Origin of the sequence: Lacimicrobium alkaliphilum (assembly GCF_001466725.1) — a bacterium.
In the GTDB taxonomy this organism is placed as follows: Bacteria; Pseudomonadota; Gammaproteobacteria; order Enterobacterales; family Alteromonadaceae; genus Lacimicrobium; species Lacimicrobium alkaliphilum_B.
The window spans coordinates 4,100,892-4,122,637 of record NZ_CP013650.1 but is presented as its reverse complement, the minus strand read 5'-3'; the positions used below and the strand labels follow the sequence as shown (position 1 = coordinate 4,122,637).

General features: G+C 51.1%; 19 protein-coding genes. 6 read left to right on the top strand and 13 right to left on the bottom strand.

Annotated features, from left to right (window positions below; all coding sequences use genetic code 11):
• Positions 1-2 precede the first annotated feature (2 nt).
• The 3 genes from AT746_RS18335 to AT746_RS18325 are packed head-to-tail and all read right to left on the bottom strand — an operon-like array spanning position 3 to position 3,294.
• Entirely contained in the window at positions 3-1,322 is a 1,320-nt protein-coding gene (locus AT746_RS18335) for an N-acetylmuramoyl-L-alanine amidase (RefSeq protein WP_062483395.1), read from the bottom strand.
• 7 nt (positions 1,323-1,329) lie between these two features.
• The gene (gene tsaE, locus AT746_RS18330) at positions 1,330-1,782 is read right to left on the bottom strand and encodes a tRNA (adenosine(37)-N6)-threonylcarbamoyltransferase complex ATPase subunit type 1 TsaE (RefSeq protein ID WP_062483393.1); all 453 of its coding nucleotides are present in this window, start codon (positions 1,780-1,782) and stop codon (positions 1,330-1,332) included.
• Positions 1,783-3,294 carry an NAD(P)H-hydrate dehydratase gene (locus tag AT746_RS18325; RefSeq protein ID WP_231730974.1) on the bottom strand — a complete coding sequence of 504 codons (1,512 nt, stop codon included), beginning with the start codon at positions 3,292-3,294 and terminating at the stop codon, positions 1,783-1,785.
• Between AT746_RS18325 and queG the strand changes: the two genes are divergently transcribed.
• The 3 genes from queG (at position 3,294) to AT746_RS18310 (ending at position 8,653) form a co-directional block, all read left to right on the top strand.
• A complete protein-coding gene (gene queG / locus AT746_RS18320; protein ID WP_062483390.1) occupies positions 3,294-4,430 on the top strand; it encodes a tRNA epoxyqueuosine(34) reductase QueG in 1,137 nt (378 codons plus the stop codon). The genes AT746_RS18325 and queG overlap by 1 nt on opposite strands.
• A 299-nt stretch (positions 4,431-4,729) precedes the next feature.
• A complete protein-coding gene (locus tag AT746_RS18315; protein WP_082633428.1) occupies positions 4,730-5,614 on the top strand; it encodes a TolB family protein in 885 nt (294 codons plus the stop codon).
• A gap of 141 nt (positions 5,615-5,755) precedes the next feature.
• Positions 5,756-8,653, top strand: a complete 2,898-nt coding sequence (locus AT746_RS18310) for a GGDEF domain-containing protein (RefSeq protein ID WP_062483388.1) — start codon at positions 5,756-5,758, stop codon at positions 8,651-8,653.
• A 44-nt stretch (positions 8,654-8,697) separates the two neighbouring features.
• Here the strand turns inward: AT746_RS18310 and hemE are convergent, their stop codons facing one another.
• Both hemE and nudC read right to left on the bottom strand, forming a co-directional pair.
• Positions 8,698-9,765: a uroporphyrinogen decarboxylase gene (gene hemE / locus AT746_RS18305; RefSeq protein ID WP_062483386.1), complete on the bottom strand. Its 1,068-nt coding sequence runs from the start codon at positions 9,763-9,765 to the stop codon at positions 8,698-8,700.
• 275 nt (positions 9,766-10,040) lie between these two features.
• On the bottom strand, positions 10,041-10,841 hold the full coding sequence (gene nudC / locus AT746_RS18300) for an NAD(+) diphosphatase (protein WP_062483384.1): 801 nt from the start codon (positions 10,839-10,841) through the stop codon (positions 10,041-10,043).
• A 120-nt stretch (positions 10,842-10,961) separates the two neighbouring features.
• On the opposite strand from nudC, the gene AT746_RS18295 reads away from it, so the two are divergent.
• Positions 10,962-11,426 (top strand): Rsd/AlgQ family anti-sigma factor, encoded by a 465-nt coding sequence (locus AT746_RS18295; RefSeq protein ID WP_062483382.1) that lies wholly within the window; start codon positions 10,962-10,964, stop codon positions 11,424-11,426.
• Between the two features lie 219 nt (positions 11,427-11,645).
• Here AT746_RS18295 and rho read toward each other — a convergent pair whose 3' ends face one another.
• Positions 11,646-12,911 carry a transcription termination factor Rho gene (gene rho / locus AT746_RS18290; protein WP_062483380.1) on the bottom strand — a complete coding sequence of 422 codons (1,266 nt, stop codon included), beginning with the start codon at positions 12,909-12,911 and terminating at the stop codon, positions 11,646-11,648.
• A gap of 253 nt (positions 12,912-13,164) precedes the next feature.
• On the bottom strand, positions 13,165-13,491 hold the full coding sequence (gene trxA / locus AT746_RS18285; protein ID WP_062483378.1) for a thioredoxin TrxA: 327 nt from the start codon (positions 13,489-13,491) through the stop codon (positions 13,165-13,167).
• Positions 13,492-13,599: 108 nt separating this feature from the next.
• Here trxA and rhlB point away from each other — a divergent pair, with 108 nt between their 5' ends.
• On the top strand, positions 13,600-14,862 hold the full coding sequence (rhlB, locus tag AT746_RS18280) for an ATP-dependent RNA helicase RhlB (RefSeq protein ID WP_062483376.1): 1,263 nt from the start codon (positions 13,600-13,602) through the stop codon (positions 14,860-14,862).
• Entirely contained in the window at positions 14,859-16,370 is a 1,512-nt protein-coding gene (locus tag AT746_RS18275) for a hypothetical protein (protein WP_062483374.1), read from the top strand. Before rhlB ends, AT746_RS18275 begins: the two co-directional genes overlap by 4 nt.
• Positions 16,371-16,520: 150 nt before the next feature.
• Here AT746_RS18275 and hemB read toward each other — a convergent pair whose 3' ends face one another.
• From hemB to tatB, 6 genes are read right to left on the bottom strand one after another with little or no spacing between them, the layout of a single operon-like run.
• Positions 16,521-17,513, bottom strand: a complete 993-nt coding sequence (gene hemB, locus AT746_RS18270) for a porphobilinogen synthase (RefSeq protein WP_062483372.1) — start codon at positions 17,511-17,513, stop codon at positions 16,521-16,523.
• 3 nt (positions 17,514-17,516) lie between these two features.
• The gene (locus AT746_RS18265; protein WP_197414292.1) at positions 17,517-19,400 is read right to left on the bottom strand and encodes a sensor domain-containing diguanylate cyclase; all 1,884 of its coding nucleotides are present in this window, start codon (positions 19,398-19,400) and stop codon (positions 17,517-17,519) included.
• Entirely contained in the window at positions 19,387-20,187 is an 801-nt protein-coding gene (locus AT746_RS18260; protein WP_062483369.1) for a TatD family hydrolase, read from the bottom strand. The genes AT746_RS18265 and AT746_RS18260 overlap by 14 nt, the downstream gene beginning before the upstream one ends.
• A 1-nt stretch (position 20,188) precedes the next feature.
• On the bottom strand, positions 20,189-20,695 hold the full coding sequence (locus AT746_RS18255) for a hypothetical protein (RefSeq protein ID WP_062483368.1): 507 nt from the start codon (positions 20,693-20,695) through the stop codon (positions 20,189-20,191).
• A complete protein-coding gene (gene tatC / locus AT746_RS18250) occupies positions 20,695-21,441 on the bottom strand; it encodes a twin-arginine translocase subunit TatC (protein ID WP_062483366.1) in 747 nt (248 codons plus the stop codon). The genes AT746_RS18255 and tatC overlap by 1 nt, the downstream gene beginning before the upstream one ends.
• The gene (gene tatB, locus AT746_RS18245; RefSeq protein ID WP_062483364.1) at positions 21,442-21,744 is read right to left on the bottom strand and encodes a Sec-independent protein translocase protein TatB; all 303 of its coding nucleotides are present in this window, start codon (positions 21,742-21,744) and stop codon (positions 21,442-21,444) included.
• Positions 21,745-21,746 lie beyond the last annotated feature (2 nt).

Here is a 21,746-nt window from a genome sequence, read left to right as displayed (position 1 = left end):
TTTTAGTTGGGGATGGTCAGTACCTGGCCGATGCGTACCATATCGGTATTCAGGTTATTTGCGGCCTTGATTCGACTCACAGGCACATTATAACGCTGCGCCAGCAGGGACAGAGATTCTCCGCGGCTGACTTTGTGGGTGCGGTTTTCCCGTTTGAGTTTGGCCCATAAAGTGCCATCCGGAGGCCGGCGTTTAAAGTGCTTCTCGATACCGCCGAAGATGGCATCGGCCATATTCTGGCGGAACGTGGCCCAGTTCAGATTCTTTTCTTCTCTGGGATTAGAGATAAAGCCGGTTTCTACCAGGATTGAAGGAATATCCGGGGAGGTCAGTACTGCCAGACTGGCGGCCTGGGGAACCTTTTTGTGTAACTTGGTGATCTGACCCATTTCTCCGAGAATGTCACGGCTGAGTTCGTAGCTGGTAGACAGGGAATGGTCCATGGACATATCCAGCAGTGCCTGGGTCAGATAGCGCTCACTGGAGGTATCCTGAATGACCTCGGCGGCCCCGCCGAGTAACTGTGAATGTTTCTCGGTGCTTTCCAGCCAGCGTCCCAGCTCTGAATTGGCCCGCCTCATTGACAATACCCACACCGATGCGCCACTGGGTTGAGGGGTGGTATAGGCATCGGCATGAATGGATATCAGCAGGTCCGCCTTGCTGCGCCTGGCCAGCTCGGTACGTCTGTTCAGATCCACATAATAATCGCCGGTACGAATCAACACCGATTTCATACCGGGCGTTTTATCAATGCGTTCGGCCAGTCTTTTGGCGATGCTGAGCACCACATTTTTTTCATAGCTGCCGGCTCGGCCTATGGAGCCCGGGTCTTCGCCGCCATGGCCGGCATCCACGGCAATGATGATGTCCCGATTGGCCCCCTGAGCCCGTTGTTTGACAATCTGCGGTGGTGTTTTGCTGCGACTGCCCAGGTCGATGACCAGCCTGTCACCATAAGGAGGGGTCGGCGGCAGGGAAAAAATCTGGGTATCGGCTGATTCGTTCAGTTCCAGGACCACCCGCACAGACTGTTGGTCTTTGGGGGTGCTATAGCGAATCTTTTTAACCAGATCGCTGTCATTTTTGAGCTTGCCAAAATCGAAACTCTTGTCGGTATCAGCCAGATCAACCACCAGGCGGGTAGGATTTTTCAGGGTGAAATAGCTGTATTGGGGAGCCTGGGTTAAATCGAATACCACCCGGGTATTGGTGGGGGAAGGCCATATCCTGACGCCCTCCATTTCATTCTGCGCCGACACCGGAGCAGTCAGCAATAAAAGGAGCAGGCTTAGCCATATTGTTGGTCTGTATAGTGCCATGTTCTCTTTATAGTTGTTGCAGCAAGGCTATTCCCTGTTCAGACAGGCCATGCAGACGAATAGTTCGACCATTGTCACTGAAATCTATACTAATCTGCAAATCAGCCGGTGCCAAGAGGCCATCGCCCTTTTCCGGCCATTCTATCAGACACAGGCAATCAGACTGAAAATAATCCCTTATGCCAATAAATTCGAGTTCTTCGGGGTCACTGAGACGGTAGAGATCAAAGTGGAAAATTCGCCAGCGCTCTGTTTCATAAGGCTCAACTAATGTGTAGGTTGGGCTTTTTACCCGGCCCTGGTAACCCAGAGCGTGAATAAAGGCGCGACAAAAACTGGTTTTACCGGCACCTAATTCGCCGTTCAGGTATATAACAGTGGCCTCAGAACAACGGCGGGCGAGCTTTTCTGCTAAAGCATGGGTGCCCTGTTCATCGGTAATATGGACGACTTTTTTCATTCAGCGATTCACCAGCTCTCTGATAAAAGGAATAAGATCACTGGCGATCATACCACGTTGGCCCTGTTGTTCTGCGCATAAATCACCGGCCAGCGCGTGGATACAGGCTCCGGTCAATGCGCTGTTAGCGGCACTCATACCCTGCGCCATCAATCCGCCGATAAGGCCGCTGAGCAGATCGCCCATGCCGCCGCTGGCCATGCCGGGATTACCCTGTTCAAGCACGAATTTACGATTATTACAGGACACCAGACTGCCCGCCCCTTTAAGAATAACGGTACTTTTGTAGTTTTGAGTGAGTTTGTTGACCGCATCGTAACGATCCGCCTGAACCTCAGCGCCGGACTGATCCAACAAGGCTGCTGCTTCACCGGGATGAGGAGTCAGTACGGTGTTTTCTGGCAAGTCTGATGACTCCCGTGCGGCCAGCAGATTTAAGCCATCGGCATCGATCAGCATGGGCTTGCTGGACTTTTTCTGATAGGCCATCAGGGTATCAAACTGTGATTGCGCCCAGGCATCCTGACCCAGACCCGGGCCGATAACAATACAGCTGGCCCAGTTCAGCAGTGCTTCAGTTTTGCCATCGGCATCCGCGAGCATCAGTTCCGGCCGTCCTTCGGCCACAAGCATACGGCTATCAGGGTGGCAGAGCACTTTCACCAGACCTGCGCCACTGCGAAGGGCGGCTTCGGCAGTCAACCGGATAGCGCCATGCATGCCTTTGTTGCCGCCGATACAGAGTAACCGGCCATAATCACCTTTATGAGTATTGATCTTACGCTGCGGTAAAGGTGCTAATTGATTGGCAGAGGCCAGTATGGCAAGGGGTGTCGCTAAACGATTAAAGTTCTCGGCGATACCCAGCGCACTGAAACCCAGTTTACCGCAGTGCTGCTTACCGGCTCCGGTGACCAGCCCGGCCTTAATTCCTACAAAGGTAACGGTTGCAGCGGCATTCACCGCAATACCACAGGGATTGCCGGTATCGGCATGCAAACCCGAGGGTAAGTCTATACTCAGTACTGGCAGCCTTTGCTTATTCAGCTCATCAATAATATGCCGGTAAGGCGATTTGACCTCACCCTTAACACCGGTACCCAGCAAGGCGTCCACGATCACATCGTGATTTGCCAGTGGCACCGGCCAGGTCAGGGATTCGCCGCCGCTGGACAGCCATCTTTTTTGCGCCTGGCGGGTATCTTCTGAGTATTTATCACTGTTACCTATAGCAACCAGTTGCACTTGCATACCGGCTTCTCTGGCCAGGCGGGCGAGAACAAAGCCGTCGCCACCATTGTTGCCGTGGCCGCACAGTACCAGCAGCTTGTGGCATTGCGGGAATTCAGCCAGCAACTGTCTGAAAGCGGCGTGGCCTGCCCGTTCCATCAGCTCATACATATTCAGACCAGACAGACGGGCAGCCTCCGGTTCGTGTCGGCGTACCTCATCTGCGCAGTAGATTTTGTGTGATAAACTCGCAGGTTCAACAAAGGCGTTATAGGTGTTCAATGGCTGAGCTATCCCCGCAGTATCTGCAACAGTTAACAGAAAATATCAAGAGCTGGGGAAAAGCGCTAGGTTTTCAGCAAGTGGGTGTTTGTGATGTGGATCTCAGCCGCCATGAACAAGCATTGCAAAGCTGGCTGGACAAAGGGATGCATGGAGAGATGCAGTATATGGCAGAACATGGCATGAAACGGGCCAGGCCTGCCGAGCTGCAGCCTGGCACCGTTCGTATCATCAGTGTGCGCATGGATTACCTGCCACCCGATGCCGGTTTTGCCCGAAACCTCAAAGACAGGCAATTAGGTTATATCAGCCGTTACGCCCTGGGTCGTGACTACCATAAACTGATGCGCCAACGTCTGAAAAAACTCGGCCAGAAAATCGATCAGCATGTCAGTGATCTGGCCTTCAGACCTTTTGTGGACTCGGCGCCGGTATTGGAGCACCCCGTGGCAGAAAAGGCCGGACTGGGCTGGACAGGCAAACATTCGCTGACCCTGAACCGCGAAGCCGGCTCCTGGTTTTTTCTCGGTGAGCTGTTTATCAATTTGCCGTTGCCGGTGGATGAACCCGTAGAGGAGGGCTGTGGCAGTTGTAATGCCTGCATGACCATTTGCCCGACCCAGGCTATTGTCGAGCCCTATGTGGTGGACGCCCGCCGCTGTATTTCTTATCTGACCATTGAACTCAAAGGTGCTATCCCCGAATCCTTTCGCCCCTTAATCGGGAATCGCATCTATGGTTGTGATGACTGTCAGTTGGTTTGCCCCTGGAATCGTTATGCTCATCTGACCGATGAGGCGGATTTTCATCCACGCGCGCAGTTACATGGCAAGGAATTGCTGGATTTGTTCAGTTGGGATGAAGAGAGCTTCTTACGCAATACCGAAGGCTCCGCAATCCGCCGTATTGGTTTTGAGCGCTGGCAGCGCAATATCGCGGTGGCGCTGGGTAACGCCCCCTGTGTGCCAGAGATTATACATGCCTTAGAAGCGGCTTATGACAAAAGCAGCGAACTGGTGCGTGAACATATTCACTGGGCCCTTGAGCAACAACGGAAAAAGCAACGGGCCGGAAATGAACGGCAAACCCAGCGGTTGATTCGGGTGGTGGAAAAAGGCCTGCCCAGAGACGCCTGAGTTTTAGATCGGCTGGAGAATGATGTCGGGTCGGAGCAGGCCGAGAAACTTGTCCAACAGTGACTGGTGCATGAGGACGAAGGAATGCGACTGGTAACAGGCTTTGACATCAACCAGGCCAGGCGCTGGCTGAATGCACAGCGGGATATTTGAGGACAACTGAGTGGTGACAAGGATGTCCCAGGCTGCGATATTACTGGTACACCTATTCCAGGATTATTATGAACAGGCAAATCTCCAACTGCTGGGTACTTATTTTTCTGATTTTGGTCGCTTGCAATAAACGTTCAGGTGCAACTATGCCTGATGAGCAAAACGTTAAACAAAGTTCCTCCACCTTATCTGTTAAAGATGAGCGGCTTGATTATCTGGGGCAGACGTCACCGGGGCTGACTCCTGAGATATTTGCTCCGAATCTCATATCCAGAGATGACGAACATGAATTTGGATCTGTTTTCTCTGCGGATGCCAGTGAATTTTATTATGCAGTGGATATCGGCGGCAGAGCTGAAGTACGCTTTACTCAGCTTATAAACGGAGGCTGGACCCCTCCGGCTGTGCTTATCTCCCATCCGCAATTCAGTTACAACGATCCCTTTCTGTCACCGGACGAAAACAGGCTGTACTACATTTCCGATATGCCCTTCGATGGTACGACGACGGCAAAAAATTACGATATCTGGTATTCAGTCCGAACAGACACAGGCTGGTCTGAACCACACCATGCGGGTGATGCTATCAACACCGCAGCTAACGAGTATTACATCTCCTTTACAGCGGATGGCAGTCTCTATTTTGCGTCCAATGTCGCAGCCAGTGAAGATAAGCATTATGACTATGATATTTATAAGTCCCGTCTGGAGGAGGGGGTGTTTCAGTCACCGGTAAGACTGGGTGACGGTATCAATTCCAGTCAATACGAAGCCGATGTGTTTGTCGCACCTGACGAGTCGTATCTGATTTTCAGCTCAGTAAGAAAAGGCGGATATGGGCAGGGCGATCTGTATATCAGTTTCAAGGATGAAAATGGCAACTGGAAAGAAGCCGGAAATATGGGCGAGCTGGTTAATACCAGCGGGCATGAACTCTGTCCTTTTGTGACACAAGACGGGAAATATCTTTTCTATACCAGTAATAAGGATATCTATTGGATTGATGCCGCTGTTCTGAGACGTTATCAATAGGCAATCAGGTGCTGGCAGCGCTGTCGGGGATAGGGTAAGGTTAGTCTTGTACTGGTAACTGCAGCCTGAGGCTCGGTAGCTGTCAATTTGAGGTCACCTGGACAGATGTCAGGCGAAACGTGCGCAAGGGCCAATAAAACAATGACGACGGTATTTTTTCTGACCGCCAGGGTCTGCAAGGTTATGATGCTGTGCCTTGTTATCGGTCATACAGGCCTGCTCTGTGCAGATACCGGAATCCTGCAACGCCTGGCTGTTCCGCCCTTGACTGTGTTAAGTCCGGATGTGGATGTCTACCCCCGCAATCACGCTATCGTCCAGGGGCAAAACGGCTATCTCTATGTTGGTAACTCGGAAGGGGTGCTGATCTATGACGGAGAAAACTGGCAACGCATACCCATGCCAAATGGCAAACTGGTCAGAAGTCTGGCTATTGGCCCTGATCAGCGCGTTTATGTGGGGGGCTATGACGGTTTTGGTTATGTTGAACCCGATGTAACCGGCCGTATGGTTTACCATTCGCTGGCGGATGACTTTCAGCAACTCCGTGAACCGGGATTCGCCGATATCTGGGACTTGCTGGTCACCGATAATGCGGTTTATTTTAAAGCTGTCAGTGACCTGTTTCGTTATGATCCTGACACCGGTGAGATCGAGTTGTGGCAATATGAAGGGCGCTTTGGTGCCCTGCTCGCCGACAAGGATGAGGTCTATGTGCAGTTTCGCGGTCAGGGGATTAAACGTTATCAACAGGGTGAGTTTGAACCCTTTCAGATGCTACCTCAGTGGCATGAACAGACCTATGATCTGATCAGGCTGGCCGATGGCCATTGGCTGGGTAACCGGCGCGATGGCGCCTGGCTGGAAATGCGTCAGGGTAAAGTGAGTGTCATCGATATTCCTGGTCTGCCACCGGGGAATGAGTTTTTCGATCTGAGTCTGGTTGCCCCTGGTGTGATTGCCATGGCCAATAAGGATGGCGCCATCTATATACTGGAATGGCATACGCGCGTGGTAAGGCGTTTTGAGATCAGTAATGATGTCTTGCTTGGGGTTACGGGCGCCCGCAACGGCGGCATTCTGGCGCTGAACGATCTGGGAGTGCTGCATATTGCCTGGCCCTCTCCATGGCAGTCAATTGATGCCAGACGCGGGCTTCGTGGCACGGTTTATGACATCGAAAACTGGGCCGGACAGTGGTTTGCGCTGGGTTCAGCAGGGGCGTTTAGTCTTTCTCAGGGGGCTGGCGAGCCGGTTTTTTCCCGTCTCAACTGGAGCAATCATGAAGCCTGGGATTTGTTGCCTCTGGGACCATCAAAGGCGCTGTTTGCCGACTCTTACAGATTACATATGGTGGAACATCAACAGGCACGGACAATCAGCCACGGCGCCCTTTACCCGCGCATATTAAAGCCGTCGCGTTTCTCTGACAAACGCGTACTTATTGGCACAGAGCTGGGTGTGGCCGTATGGGTGGATGAGGCTGATAAAGCCGACGGATATTTTAGTCTCGACTGGGATGGCCTCGGCACCCTGGTGCAAAGTCTGGTTGAGACTGCGGTTGGTGAGATCTGGCTTGGAACCGCACATCGTGGAGTGGTTCGGTTACGGCTCGATGAAGACTATGGGCGTGTCGTTGATATTGATTATTTTGACACTTCCGGGGGCATAGAGTACGGAATCGATGGTGAAGCGAAACTTGCGTGGATTGATGAGAACCTGATCGCCAGCACCTCTGCAGGATTGTTTATCTTTAACGGTAACGTTTTCGAACCCTGGCAAAGTGGAGGGGAGGCCATCTTATCAGGACAGATCCTGACGATGATACAAACCACAAATGATGAGGTCTGGGCTTATAGTCATAACAGGCTTTATCGCAGGTTCGAACAACAATGGCAGCAGATCTCTATGACAGGCGTTGGCCGCGGTGCTCTGAGTTCCCATTGGTTGCACAAAGACCTGCGGGTTTTTGGTGCCAATAGCACCCTGCTGTTCTATCAGCCGAATGCACCAAAGGTTAATCGTGGTGGGTTTGAGGTGCAGTTAAACCGTGTTTTGAGGGGCAAAGGTGAGAGCGAGCAATCCATGCCGTTGTACATTGACACACCCCAGCTTGTTCCTGCCAATGGACGGGTTGTGTTTGAGTTTGCTTTACCCAGCCTGCATCCACCGGAAACAACCCTTTATCGTGCCCGGTTGTCAGGCTTTGAAGATGAATTTGGCGCGTGGGGCAGGGCAACCCGGATAAGTTATTCCCAATTGGCACCGGGAGAGTACCGTTTCGATGTCCAGGCGCGGGACAAGGCCGGTAATATCAGCGCCATTGAACCTTTTGATATAACAGTTCCCTACCCCTGGTACCAAACATGGCAGGCGAAACTGATATGGACGTTGCTGATTATCAGTTTACTGTGGCTGGTGATACGTTATTTAGTGCAATACCGTACCCGCGCCCTGGCGCAGGAGAAATCTCGTCTCAAGCGTATGGTGGCAGAGCATACCCGCGAGCTTGCCGATGCCAACCGTAAGCTCGAGTCTATGGCTAATGTTGATGGATTGACCGGTATCGCTAATCGCCGCCGTCTGGATAGCTATCTTCAGCATTGTGCCCTGACCAGCCAGGAAAGAGGGCGTCCTCTTTCCGTGTTACTTATCGATGTGGATCATTTTAAACGCTTTAATGACAGTCATGGGCATGTCAAAGGCGATGCGGTACTGCGGGATGTTGCTATGCTGTTGGGCGAGTGTCTGCGGCGCAGTGAAGATCTGCTTGCCCGCTATGGCGGTGAGGAATTTACCGCCATCCTGCCGGGGGCCGATACTGAGACTGCGCTGAGTGTTGCCCAGAGCATGCGAGAGCATGTACAGCAGAGCGGCACAGGTGTGACGGTCTCAATTGGCCTGGCTTCGGCGCCGGGCAATCAGCTTATAAACGTACAGGGCCTGATTGATCTGGCCGACAAGGCCCTGTATCAGGCCAAAAATGATGGTCGCAACCGTGTGGTTCAGTCAGACGATATCCGTGCCTCTGCCGGCTGACTTGTAGATCGAAACCAGCCAGCAACAGGCGCTTTCGGCAGACTTTATTCCTGATGATATTGCGGGCTGTACTTATGCACCGCATCGATAAAGGCTTTAGCATGCTCCGGTGGCACATCAGGGTGAATGCCGTGGCCAAGGTTAAATACATGCCCTGACCCTTTGCCATACCCCTGCAGTATCAGTTGCACCTCTTCTTCAATACGCTCAGGGCTGGCATAGAGCATGGAGGGGTCCATATTGCCTTGCAGGGCCACCTTGTCACCGATTCGGCTTCTGGCTTCGCCGATATCTATGGTCCAGTCCAGACCTACACCGTCACAGCCGGTAGCAGCAATAGCTTCCAGCCACATGCTACCATTCTTGGTAAACAGGGTCACCGGCACTTTACGTCCCTCATTCTCCCGCACCAGACCATCGACGATTTTGTGCATATACTGCAATGAAAAATCTTTATAGTCTCTGGGTGATAACACCCCGCCCCAGGTATCGAAGATCATCACCGATTGGGCGCCGGCAGCAATTTGTGCGTTCAGATAGAGAATCACTGCATCGGCCAGTTTATCCAGCAATAGGTGCAATGTCTGAGGCTCGGCGAAGGCGAGCTTTTTGATCTGGCTGAAGCTTTTAGTTGTGCCACCCTCAACCATATAGGTCGCCAGCGTCCAGGGACTGCCTGAAAAGCCAATTAACGGCACCTGGCCAGCCAGTGCCTCGCGTATGGTACGCACGGCATTCATCACATAACTCAGCTCTTGTTCGGGATCAGGCACCCCCAGCTTTTGTACTTCGCTGAGACTGCGCACAGGCCTCTCAAACTTCGGGCCTTCACCGGTTTCGAAATACAGTCCAAGACCCATGGCATCAGGAATGGTGAGAATATCGGAAAACAGAATCGCGGCATCAAGATCGAAGCGTCGCAGGGGTTGCAGGGTCACTTCACAGGCCAGTTCCGGGTTTTTGCACAGTGACATAAAATCACCGGCCTGCGCCCGTGTTGCCTTGTATTCAGGTAAATATCGTCCCGCCTGGCGCATCATCCATACCGGTGTTTTGTCCACCGGTTGCTTCATCAGGGCTTTAAGATAACGATCATTCTCTAATCCAGGCATGGGGCTACTCTTTATTAATTCAGACTGCGAAATTGTCGGCATTCTATCACCAGTGTGCTGTCGGCACAGCTACAGAGTAACCAGTGCCGGCAAAAGAATTAGAAAGATACAAGAATAAACAGTATGTCATTCATCGTATTTTGCGCCGGAAAAGTTGCACAAGTGTAAAAAAGTCTGCTATAAAACCCTTGCGCTAGTGGAATCAACTAAAAGAAGCTCGGTAAACGAGACCTCCACGCTAAAATATTTAAGCCTTATCTTCGGATAAGGCTTTTTTATTTCCTCAGGGCAGCTTTAATCAGTCGCCCGGCAATGGAAAACTCCGGTGGTGTGACAGGCAGGCTGTCCGCTGCATACCAATCCGCTTCAAGTATTTCCTCACCATCGACGTTAATTTCGCCACTGTCATGCTCTGCCAGAAAGCCCATCATCAGCGAATGGGGAAAAGGCCAGGGCTGGCTGTCGAAGTAGCGCAGGTTTTTTATTTTTATCCCTACCTCTTCCATGACTTCCCTGTGCACCGCCTGCTCCAGGGATTCACCGCTTTCAACAAAACCCGCCAGGGTTGAATACATACCTTGTTTATGATGGCGGCCCCTGGCCAGCAGAATCTGCTGCTGTTTTTTAATCGCAACGATAATACAGGGTGAAATACGCGGATAACAACGATGCTGACAACGGTGACAATGAGTTGCCAGTTCCCTGTCAACCCTTTGCATCTGGCTGCCACACTGGCCGCAGTATCGGTGTGTACGCAGAAATACTGCTACCTGCCATGCCCTGGCGATAATATTGAATGCATCGTCATTTTCGCTCATCAGAGCATCACGCAATCCGATTAATTCGGCATTACTGTGATCGGGTGCCTGCTGCTCCATATCCAGCATATAGCAGTCAGTTTGTTGGTATTGACCGACTCTGACCGCGTTATTCAGGTACTGGGAAACAAACTCCAGTTCTGAATGCCGGGCAAGTATAAAGGTGCTCTGATTCTCAAGCCTGACCAGTTTGTTTTGCGACAGAATCAGCCAATAGGCGGGTTTGTTAATGGGTTTATCTGTTGGCATGGCGAACATCTTGTGTTTTAGATGAGCAGAGTATACCAGTGACCGTTGGTATTAGGTTCCAATTTGGTATACTGGATTCATTCATTAATCTTGATGTCGTTTGACGACTCAGGAAAGGAGTACACAGAGATGTTGACAAAGGTTGAGCACGCAGAGCAGCAGTGGGGTGGGGCTCATCACGCCATAGACAAGTGGCTTGAAGGGCGCAGAAAATTACTGGTGCAATACTGTGAGCTGGCGGGGTTGCCCCCGTTTGAGCGGGACCACACGGCCTTGCCTGCAAGCGAAGCCATTGAAACATTCTGTGAATTGCTGGTGGATTATGTCTCAGCCGGTCATTTCGAATTTTATGATCGTATTGTCGAGAGTGCTGAGGGCAACGGTATGGGTAAAGCACTGTCTGAAGAAGTGTACCCGCGCATATCAGATACCACAGATCAGGCCCTGAGTTTTAATGATCATTATGCACAAATCGACAAAGATCAGGATATGCAGCACTTCGATCAACATCTTTCCAACCTGGGGCAGGCGATGGAAGAGCGCTTTGAACTGGAAGATCGCCTGATTCAGACATTATATAAAGAGCATCTCTGATACCCGAACCACACGAAAAGCGAATTTCACCACTGAGTCGCAGAGGGCGCAGAGAATTGAATCTTTCATCTCCGTTACCTCTGTGCCTCCGTGGTTAATTTCCGCTTTTCCTGAAAGGCCTATTGTTGGCAGGATTCTGCTTCGCTTTTTAACCGAGCTGAGCCATTGATAACAAAGACAAAAAAGGCGCCATCAGGCGCCTTTTTATTTTGGATACGATTAGCTCTTCTGCCGCCGCATGGCATCGAAGAATTCATTGTTGGTCTTGGTCATGGAAAGTTTATCGATTAAAAACTCCATGGCATCAATTTCTGACATCTCATGCACAATCTTGCGCAGGATCCACATCTTTTGTAATTCATCCTGTGTGGTCAGCAATTCTTCGCGACGGGTACCTGAACGATTGAAATCGATAGCCGGGAAGACCCGCTTTTCGGCAATCTTACGGTTCAGGTGCAGTTCCATGTTGCCGGTGCCTTTAAACTCTTCATAGATGACTTCATCCATTTTGGAGCCGGTATCAATAAGAGCCGTGGCAATAATGGTCAGACTGCCGCCTTCCTCAACGTTACGGGCGGCACCAAAAAAGCGTTTTGGCTTGTGTAACGCATTGGCGTCCACGCCACCGGTGAGTACCTTGCCGGACGACGGGATGATGGTATTGTAGGCCCGGGCCAGTCGGGTGATGGAGTCGAGCAGGATGACCACGTCTTTCTTGTGTTCAACCAGACGCTTGGCTTTCTCGATCACCATTTCAGCTACCTGAACGTGGCGGCTGGCCGGCTCATCAAAGGTCGAGGCGACCACTTCACCCTGCACCAGACGTTGCATTTCTGTCACTTCTTCCGGGCGCTCGTCGATCAGCAGTACCATCAACACACACTCGGGGTGATTGGCGGCGATACTCTGAGCGATATTTTGTAGCAACAGGGTTTTACCGGCTTTCGGCGGCGCCACAATCAGACCACGCTGACCGCGGCCGATGGGCGATGCCAGATCCAGTACCCGCGCAGTAATATCCTCGGTACTGCCATTACCCCGTTCCATGCGCAGCCTTTCGGTGGCATGTAAAGGCGTAAGGTTTTCGAAGAGGATTTTATTACGGGAGTTTTCAGGACGGTCGAAGTTAACTTCGTTAATCTTTAGCAGGGCAAAATAGCGCTCACTGTCTTTGGGCGGGCGTATTTTGCCTGAGATGGTATCGCCCGTGCGCAGATTGAAACGCCTTATCTGGCTGGGAGACACATAAATGTCATCGGGGCCGGCCAGATACGAGGAGTCTGCGGAGCGCAGAAAACCGAATCCGTCCTGCAGTATTTCCAATGCGCCATCACCAAAGATGTCTTCGCCACTTTTGGCATGGGCTTTGAGAATAGCAAAAATAATGTCTTGTTTGCGTGCCCGGGCCATGTTGTCCAGGCCCATTTGGTCGGCCAGCTCAACAAGCTCGCTTACGGGTTTACTTTTTAGTTCCGTCAGATTCATATCGGTGGGTCTTAATGATTGAAGTATGCTCGTTATGCACGGTTTTGTTATTAGGGTAACGGGTTTTAAACGTCTGATTGCGCCTGATTGACGCGAGGACTGTATTCGGTTCGGGTGCGATCAACGATGATAGCGAAGATTAAATTAGCACCAAAAATCAATAACGTCTACTGATTATCCGTTAATTGTCTGATTTCTTGAGTGGATTTTAAAAAATGCAAGGAAATAAGGCCCGCAGTGCGGGCCTTATTCATCAGATATTGTCGTTCAGAAACTCAGCTAACTGAGTTTTTGACAGGGCGCCTACTTTGGTAGCAGCCACATTCCCGTCCTTGAATAACAGCAGCGTGGGGATGCCGCGGATGCCGTATTTAGGCGGGGTTTCAGTATTTTGGTCGACATTCAGCTTGCCAACTGTTAATTTGCCATCGAATTCGTTGGCTACTTCTTCCAGAATAGGCGCGATCATTTTACAAGGGCCACACCATTCTGCCCAGAAGTCAACCAGCACAGGATCTTTGGCATTGATAACATCGGCCTCAAAACTGTCGTCAGATAACTGGATAATTTTGTCGCTCATTTTTTTCTCCAAACTTTGCCTGCCTCGACGAATTAAGGGCCGGGCAGTCGGTAGTGGCTATTTATATAGAAACTGTTTTTTAATGCAAGCACTGATAAGCTATAAGCTATGCAAACAACTCATTTAACTGAAACCCGTTTTTCCGAGCTTCCTCTGCATGAGGATGTGATCAAGGCATTATCTGCCGCGAACTTTCAACATTGTACTCCGATCCAGGCGCTTAGTCTGCCGCCCATGTTAGAGGGCAAAGACGTTGCCGGCCAGGCCCAAACCGGCACCGGCAAGACTATCGCATTTTTGGCGGCCACCTTCCATCATTTGCTGAACAATCGTCAGCAACAGACCAAACAGCCTCGGGCCATTATTATGGCTCCTACGCGCGAACTGGCTGTTCAGATCTACAATGATGCGGAATTGCTGAGCAAGCATACCGGTATCACGCTGGGACTGATCTATGGCGGTGAAGGCTATCAGAGCCAGCGTGAAGTGCTGGAAAAAGGTGTGGATATCATTATTGGTACCACCGGGCGTATTATTGATTACTACAAACAACATATCTTCAGCCTGGAACACATTCAGGTCTGTGTGCTGGATGAAGCCGATCGTATGTTTGATCTGGGCTTTATCAAGGATATCCGTTATCTGCTCAGACGCATGCCATCTGCTGACGAAAGACTCAGCATGTTATTTTCTGCCACCTTGTCGATGCGGGTGCAGGAACTGGCTTATGAGCATATGAATAACCCGGTGCATGTGGAGATCGAGCCACAGCAGATGACGGCCAGTCGGGTCCAGGAAGAGCTTTTTTATCCTTCCAACGAAGATAAAATGTTGCTGCTACTGACATTGCTGGAAGAGGAATGGCCTGAGAAAGCCATTGTTTTTGCTAATACCAAGCATTGTTGTGAAAACCTGTTTGACTGGTTGCAGGCCGATGGCCATCGGGTAGGCTTATTGAGCGGTGATGTACCGCAGAAAAAGCGTCTGCAGATCATGAATCAGTTCAGTGAAGGCAAACTGGATGTGCTGGTGGCCACGGATGTCGCAGCCCGCGGGTTGCACATCGAAAAAGTGACCCATGTGTTCAACTACGATTTACCTGACGATGCCGAAGACTATGTGCATCGTATCGGGCGCACAGGCCGTGCCGGTAAGAGTGGCCATGCCATCAGTTTTGCCTGTGAAAAATATGCGCTGAATTTGCCGGCTATCGAGGAATATATCCGTCATTCCATTCCGGTCACCGACTATTTCCACGATGCCTTGCTGGACGATGTGACGCCGCCCAAGCGTCAGTACAAAAAGCGTATGCAAAGCGGTAAAAACCTCAGCAAAGGTAAACCCAGAGGCAGAAGCCCTCGTAACAGATGAGCAACGAAACACTCACCAGCAGTCCGTTGCCTGAGCAGTACTATGCCGCAGTGGATCTGGGTTCTAACAGTTTCCATCTGGTGATCGTCAGGGTCACCCATGGCTGTGTGCACATTGTCGGCAAAGTGAAGCAGAAAGTACGCCTGGCTGCAGGTCTGGATCAGGATCTGCGGCTGGATGAGCTGAGCATGGAACGGGGCTGGAAGTGTCTGGAAACCTTTGCCGAGCGCTTGCAGGATATTCCGCCTGCCAATATCCGGATTGTGGCCACCGCCACCTTGCGACTGGCCCGCAACGCCAGTACTTTTCTTGCTAAAGCAGAGGGTATCCTCGGCCATGCCATTGATGTTATCAGTGGCGAAGAAGAAGCACGGCAAATCTATCTCGGTGTCGCCTACACCTCTGCTAATCAGGGCAATTCCCTGGTTATCGATATCGGTGGCGCCAGCACAGAAGTGATCGTCGGTAAGGACTTCAGTCCGCTTAAACTGGCCAGCCTGGATATGGGCTGTGTCACCTTTATGGAGCGCTATTTCAAACAGGGCAAATTGTCCCGGCAAAACTTTGATACCGCTATCGCGGCCGCCCGTGCTCAGGTAAAACAGATTGTAGCGGATTATAAAACTTTCAGATGGCGTCAGTGTCTGGGCGCCTCGGGTACGCCTCAGGCGGTTACCGAAATCATGGTGGCACAGGGCATCAACGACAATATTCGTTTGTCCTATTTACAGGACCTGATGCAGCAATGTGTTGAGCATGGCAGTCTGGATGAGCTCAACATAGAGGGCCTGACCGAGGCCAGACGTTCTGTTTTTCCCAGCGGCCTGGCTATCCTGCTGGTATTGTTTGAAGAACTTGGTATTGAACAGATGCAGATTTCCGGCGGCGCCCTGCGCGAGGGGCTGATCTACGGCATGCTGGAAAATATTCATCACCATGATATTCGCCTGCAGACCCTGGAATCGCTGATTCTGCGCTTTCATATCGAGGAAGAACAGGCCCACAGAGTCGCAGAGACAGCGCTTGCCCTCTATCGACAGTTGCCTCAATCGGAACTGTTTTGCCAGATGGATGCAGAGGGTATTCTGCTTGCTGCCGCCAAATTACATGAGATTGGCCTGCATATAGATTACAAGCTCAGCCATCGCCATGGCAGCTATATACTCAGCCATGTGACCATGCCTGGTTATAATAAATTACAGCGGGATTCTGTGCGGGATCTGATCCTCAGCCACCGTCAGGACATAGACTTGCAGCCTTTCAGTCTCTATCAGGAAGAGGTGGCTAGTGTGCTGAAAATGCTCTGTCGCTTGCTGCGGATCGCCTATGTATTATCCATTCGCCGCAAGAATAATTTACTTCCCGCTATCGAGCTAGAGATGGACGGCGATGGGATTACGCTCAGATTCCCCGACGGCTGGCTAAAATCTCACCCGCTACTGGATGCCGAACTGGCTAACGAACGCTGGCTGCAGCACAGAGTAGGCTGGGCCCTTGAGATAAAGTGAGGGGTTAGGACAGAGGAGTAAAAGTGGGGTCAGAGTAAACTTTTTTCTCTTTTTAAAAGTGGGGTCAGAGTAAACTTTTTTCTCTTTTCAAAATCAACGGAGCGACATCTATGTGGAAAAGTTTACTCTGACCCCACTTTTACACTTTTATCACCGCTGCAACAACTGGGCGGCTTGCTTGGCAAAGTAGGTTAGAATGCCATCCGCTCCGGCCCGTTTGAAGGCCAGCAGCGATTCCAGGATCACCTCTTCTTCTGACAACCAGCCATTGGCAAAGGCGGCCTTGTGCATGGCATATTCACCACTGACCTGGTAAGCAAAAGTGGGCACGCCGAATTGCTGTTTACAGCGCTGCACAATATCCAGGTAAGGCATACCGGGTTTAACCATGACCATATCGGCGCCTTCTTCGATATCCAGGGCGATCTCCCGCAGCGCTTCATCACTATTGGCTGGGTCCATCTGATAGCTTTTCTTGTTGCCACCCTGAATATTGGCGGCCGAACCGACGGCGTCGCGGAAAGGCCCATAGTAACTGGACGCATACTTAGCCGAGTAGGCCATGATGCAGGTATTTTGATGCCCCTGTTGTTCCAGTGCTGAGCGAATCCTGCCAATGCGACCGTCCATCATATCGGATGGGGCAACGATATCAGCCCCCGCTTCGGCGTGCGACAGAGCCTGTTTGACCAGTACATCGCAGGTACTGTCATTGCTGACATAGCCACTGTCATCCAGCAGGCCATCCTGACCATGAGAGGTAAAGGGATCCAGCGCCACATCAGAGATTACACCAATCTCTGGCACAAACTCTTTCAGCGCGCGGATGGCTTTTTGTGCCAGCCCGTCCGGGTTGAAGGCCTCACTGCCACAGTCTGTTTTAAGATCGATGGGCGTCACCGGAAACAACGCGATTGCAGGGATGCCCAGAGCCACCAGTTGTTCGGCTTCTTTGATCAATAAATCAATCGATAAGCGTTCAATACCGGGCATTGAATCCACGCTTTCACGGCGGTTTTTGCCCTCAAGAACAAACATGGGATAGATTAAATCTGCACAGGTCAGCCTGGACTCTGCAACCAGGTTCCGTGTGAAGGCATTTTTACGTAAACGACGTAATCTGGTATGAGGATAACTAGCCAAAACTTACTCCTGCGATGCTGTTGAATGATACTGACAAACCTTGTTCCGGCCGCTTTGCTTGGCCTGATAAAGAGCCTGATCGGCCTGAGATAACAAGGTGTTATCGTCAATGCTGCTGCTGACCATGGCACTGACAAAGCCAATGCTGACGGTCAGGCTTACGTCACCGGCATCTGTACCGACCGGTGATCGCTCGATTTGCTCACGAATGTGTTCCAGCAGCACTTTGGCGCCACGTTCGTCGGTGTTCGGAAGCAGCAGGGCAAACTCCTCGCCACCGTAGCGACACACGTCGTCAGCGGGCCGTTTGAGCAAGGACTTTATAAGATTGGCCACCGCTTTGATACAGTCATCACCGACTAAATGACCAAGATTATCATTGGTCTGCTTAAAATGATCGATATCGATCATGGCGATGGTGAGGGTGGTCTGTTCACGCCGGCTGCGGCGAATTTCGGCCTGATAGCGCCGATCAAAATAACGTCGGTTGCGAATGCCTGTCAGCGAATCCAGCGTATTGCGCTCTTCCAGTTCCTGGTTCTTCTCTGACAATTCCCGGAGTGCAATTTCCAGCTCGAGTGTGCGTTCCTGAACTTTGTATTCAAGCTCTTCCTGAGCCTGATGCTCGGCTTCTCTGAGATCCCGTTCCTTATTCAGCGCCAGTTGCTGGGCATCAAATACCTGCTGGCGCTGCTGATTGAAACTGATGGCCAGTACCAGGGCTAACAGAATAGTTTCCACTGATGCTCCGGCAATCAGCAGATAGTGGGAATTGATATCCAGACTGATCAGATCCAGGGTTTCCAGGCTTGCGAACATGGCAGTAAGCAGCAGAGTAGTCCAGGCAATAGTATAGATACGGGCAATAGCGACACCCCGCCGCCAGAGCCAGATGCCCACCCCGCAGATAAAAAACACCTCTACAATCAGAATCAGTAAAAAGGTCTTGATCATTAACCAGTAGGGAAGCAACAGGCTGAGCAGGAACAGGCCCAGGAACACCAGCGCTGAGATCTTCAGCAGCCTGTCCACCAGCAAGCTATGGCGGTGCACAGACAGCAGTTCACGACTGAAAATCACGGCGAAGAACATAGTGGCATTGGCAAACAGCACCACACTGCGCCCCTGTAGCCAGATATTTTCCGGCCACAGATATTTGTAGCCGATACCGTGCAGGGTCATCAGGGTGAGACCGAGAAACAGCACATATCCACAATAAAACAGAAAGTTAATCGAGCGGGTAGTCAGGAAAAAGAAGAAATTACTCAGACCCATGGCAACCAGAAAGCCAAAGAAAAGCCCCAGCATCAGTCCATGCTCACCGCTGTAAACCAGATATTGCTCCATGTCCCACAGTTTGAGAGGTAGCTTTAATGAACCACTGCTCTGAATGCGGATATACACAGTAACGGGCTGGTCGCTTTGCGGAATCGGAAACAGGAACTTTTCACTGGCAATATTACGACTGCGAAAAGGCAGACTGTCACCGGTGCTATAGTCACTGAGTAGCCTGTTGTCCTGCATAAACCAGATCCTCAGACTGTCCAGCAAGGCATAGTCGATTTCCAACAGCCATTTTTGACGATAATCCAGTTGGCTCAGGGTAAAGCGAAACCACATGGGTTCTTTCTGCATGCCGTAGGACAGCAGTCGACGTTGCTCGGTCTGCCAGTTGAGCTGATCGTTCTGTAACAGGCTGTCCAGTGACAGATTCGCCTCAGCACCGCTGAGGTATTCTATTCCGCGATCAATTTCCCGCTGCGGCTGGGTGCCATTAATGGCCTGTAACATACTCACGGATGCATAACTGCCAATCAGCACGGCAGAGAGCACGATGAACCATAGCCAGCGTGAGCCCAGCAGACGATTACCGCTAAGACTGGCCAAAATCTTTGTCACCATCAATGTTGAACAATTGCCGCGCATTGTCTGTGGCGGCCTCGGCAACGTGTTCCACTGGCACCTGAATCAGCTCGCTGAGGGCCTCAGCGATATGAGGTAAAAACGCCGGTTCGTTTCTGGATGCTTTCGGGCGCAGGGTTTTTGGCGTCAGAAAGGGGGCATCAGTCTCCAGCAACAGGCGCTCAAGAGGCAGAACGGATACAGCATCACGCAAAGCCTGCCCACGTTTGCTATCGCACAGCCAACCTGTGATGCCAATATACAAATCAAGTTGCAGGTAGGCCTCCATTTGCTCACGGTCTCCGGTAAAACAATGAGCGACACCGCCGACCAGTTTGTGACGATGTTTTTTGAGTAAGCTTAACTGTTCTTCAAACGCATCCCGTTCATGCAGAAACACTGGCAATTCAAGGTCTGCGGCCAGTTCCAGCTGTTGTTCAAACACTCTCAGCTGATCGGGTTTGGCAGAGTAGTTACGGTTAAAATCAAGACCACACTCACCAATAGCGCGAACCCTGGGATGACTGGCAAGGTCGCGCAATTGATGCAGATAATCTTCACTGACAGAAGAGGCATCATGAGGGTGTACACCGGCGGTGCTGTATAGCTGGTATTGCTCCGCCAGGGTAACAGCCGCCAGGCTCTGACTTTCGCTGGTTCCGGTTATCAGCATCTGCGTAACCTGACTGGCCCGGGCACGTTCAAGTACCGATTCCAGGTCTTTGCCAAACCTGCTGCTGGTCAGATTAACGCCGATATCGAACCATTTCATATCATTGGATACGCTTCACCCGCATCCTGCGCTTGGATTCTTCGGAGCCAAGAAAGAATGCGCCAAGAAAGCCTTTTTCAATGTAAATCTGGCCCTCAGGGAAATAGTAATCCTGTGAATCGGTTTGCTCCCACATCTGGCCATTAGTGAACTCCAATACCCATTTCCCACGGGCATTGCGGCGTTTATTTGCCACGCTGACCAGAATTTTATCTTCTGAGATCACCTCGCTTTTCTCTGGCAGCCCGAATTCCTGCATCTGTGTTGACGGTGTTGCTGGTTGCTCCCCTACGGAATCTGAGGCTGCCGTCTGACGCTGCTGAGATGACTGTGGCAAAGGCGAATTTTCAAACTGACGCAGGTTTTTATTCAGCCGATCATAGCAGACCAGACGCTTGAGGCTGTTTTCTTCTTTGCTGCACTGCTGCATGGCGTCGGCCAGAGTCTCTGCCTGAGCCATGCCACCTATTAACAGGGCGGGGATAACTAACATTGCTGATATTTTCATTATGTGTCCTGAGACTCCGTTTCGTTTTTTTCGGTTCGGCGCTGATACAGACTACCAGCCAACAGCCCAAACTCATACAGCAGCCACATGGGTACTGCCAGCAAGGTCTGTGAAATAATATCCGGTGGTGTCAGCAACATGCCGATGACAAACACCCCGACGATCACATAAGGGCGTTTTTCCCTTAATTGTTGTGGCGTGGTCATGCCGGTCCAGCAGGTGAGTATGATCGCCACCGGGATCTGAAATGACAGGCCAAAGGCGAAAAACAGTTTAAGTACAAAATCCAGATAACTGCTGATATCAGTACTGATGGTAACGCCTTCCGGAGCCACCCGGGTAAAGAACCCAAACGCCAGCGGAAACACCACGAAATACGCAAAGGCGATACCAAGATAAAACAACAGCGTGCTGGAAACCAGTAAGGGCGCGATCAGGCGCTTCTCATTGCGATACAGCCCCGGCGCCACAAAGCCCCATACCTGATAAAACACCACGGGGATGGCAATAAAAAATGACAACACCATGGTCAGCTTAAAAGGGGCGAAAAAGGGCGAGGCTACATCGGTAGCGATCATCTGTGTGCCTGCAGGCATTACCTTTAGCAGCGGGGTGGCTAATAGGTGATACAGATCCTGGGCAAAATAGGCCAGGCATAAAAACACCACCAACACCGCCAGCAAGGCCTTGAGCAAACGCCCCCGCAACTCGACCAGATGGGTAAAAAGAGACTGGGAATCTGACATTTATTCTTTTTTCTGATACGGCTTTTTGACGGATTCTGCGGCATCACGCAATTCATCAACCGACTTTTGTAACTCAGGTGACAGGTTCTTCAAATCCTGTTTCTCGGCCTTTTTGAGGTTTTCATGCAGTTCCTGAATTTTCAGTTGCTGCTCAAGCTCCTGCTTAAAATTACTGGCCATGGAACGCACGCCTGACAGGGCGCGGCTGGTTGAGCGAATAGCACCAGGCAGCCGTTCAGGCCCTAACACCAGTAGGGCAACGATACCAATAACCAGTAGTTCCCAAAAGCCGATATCAAACATGG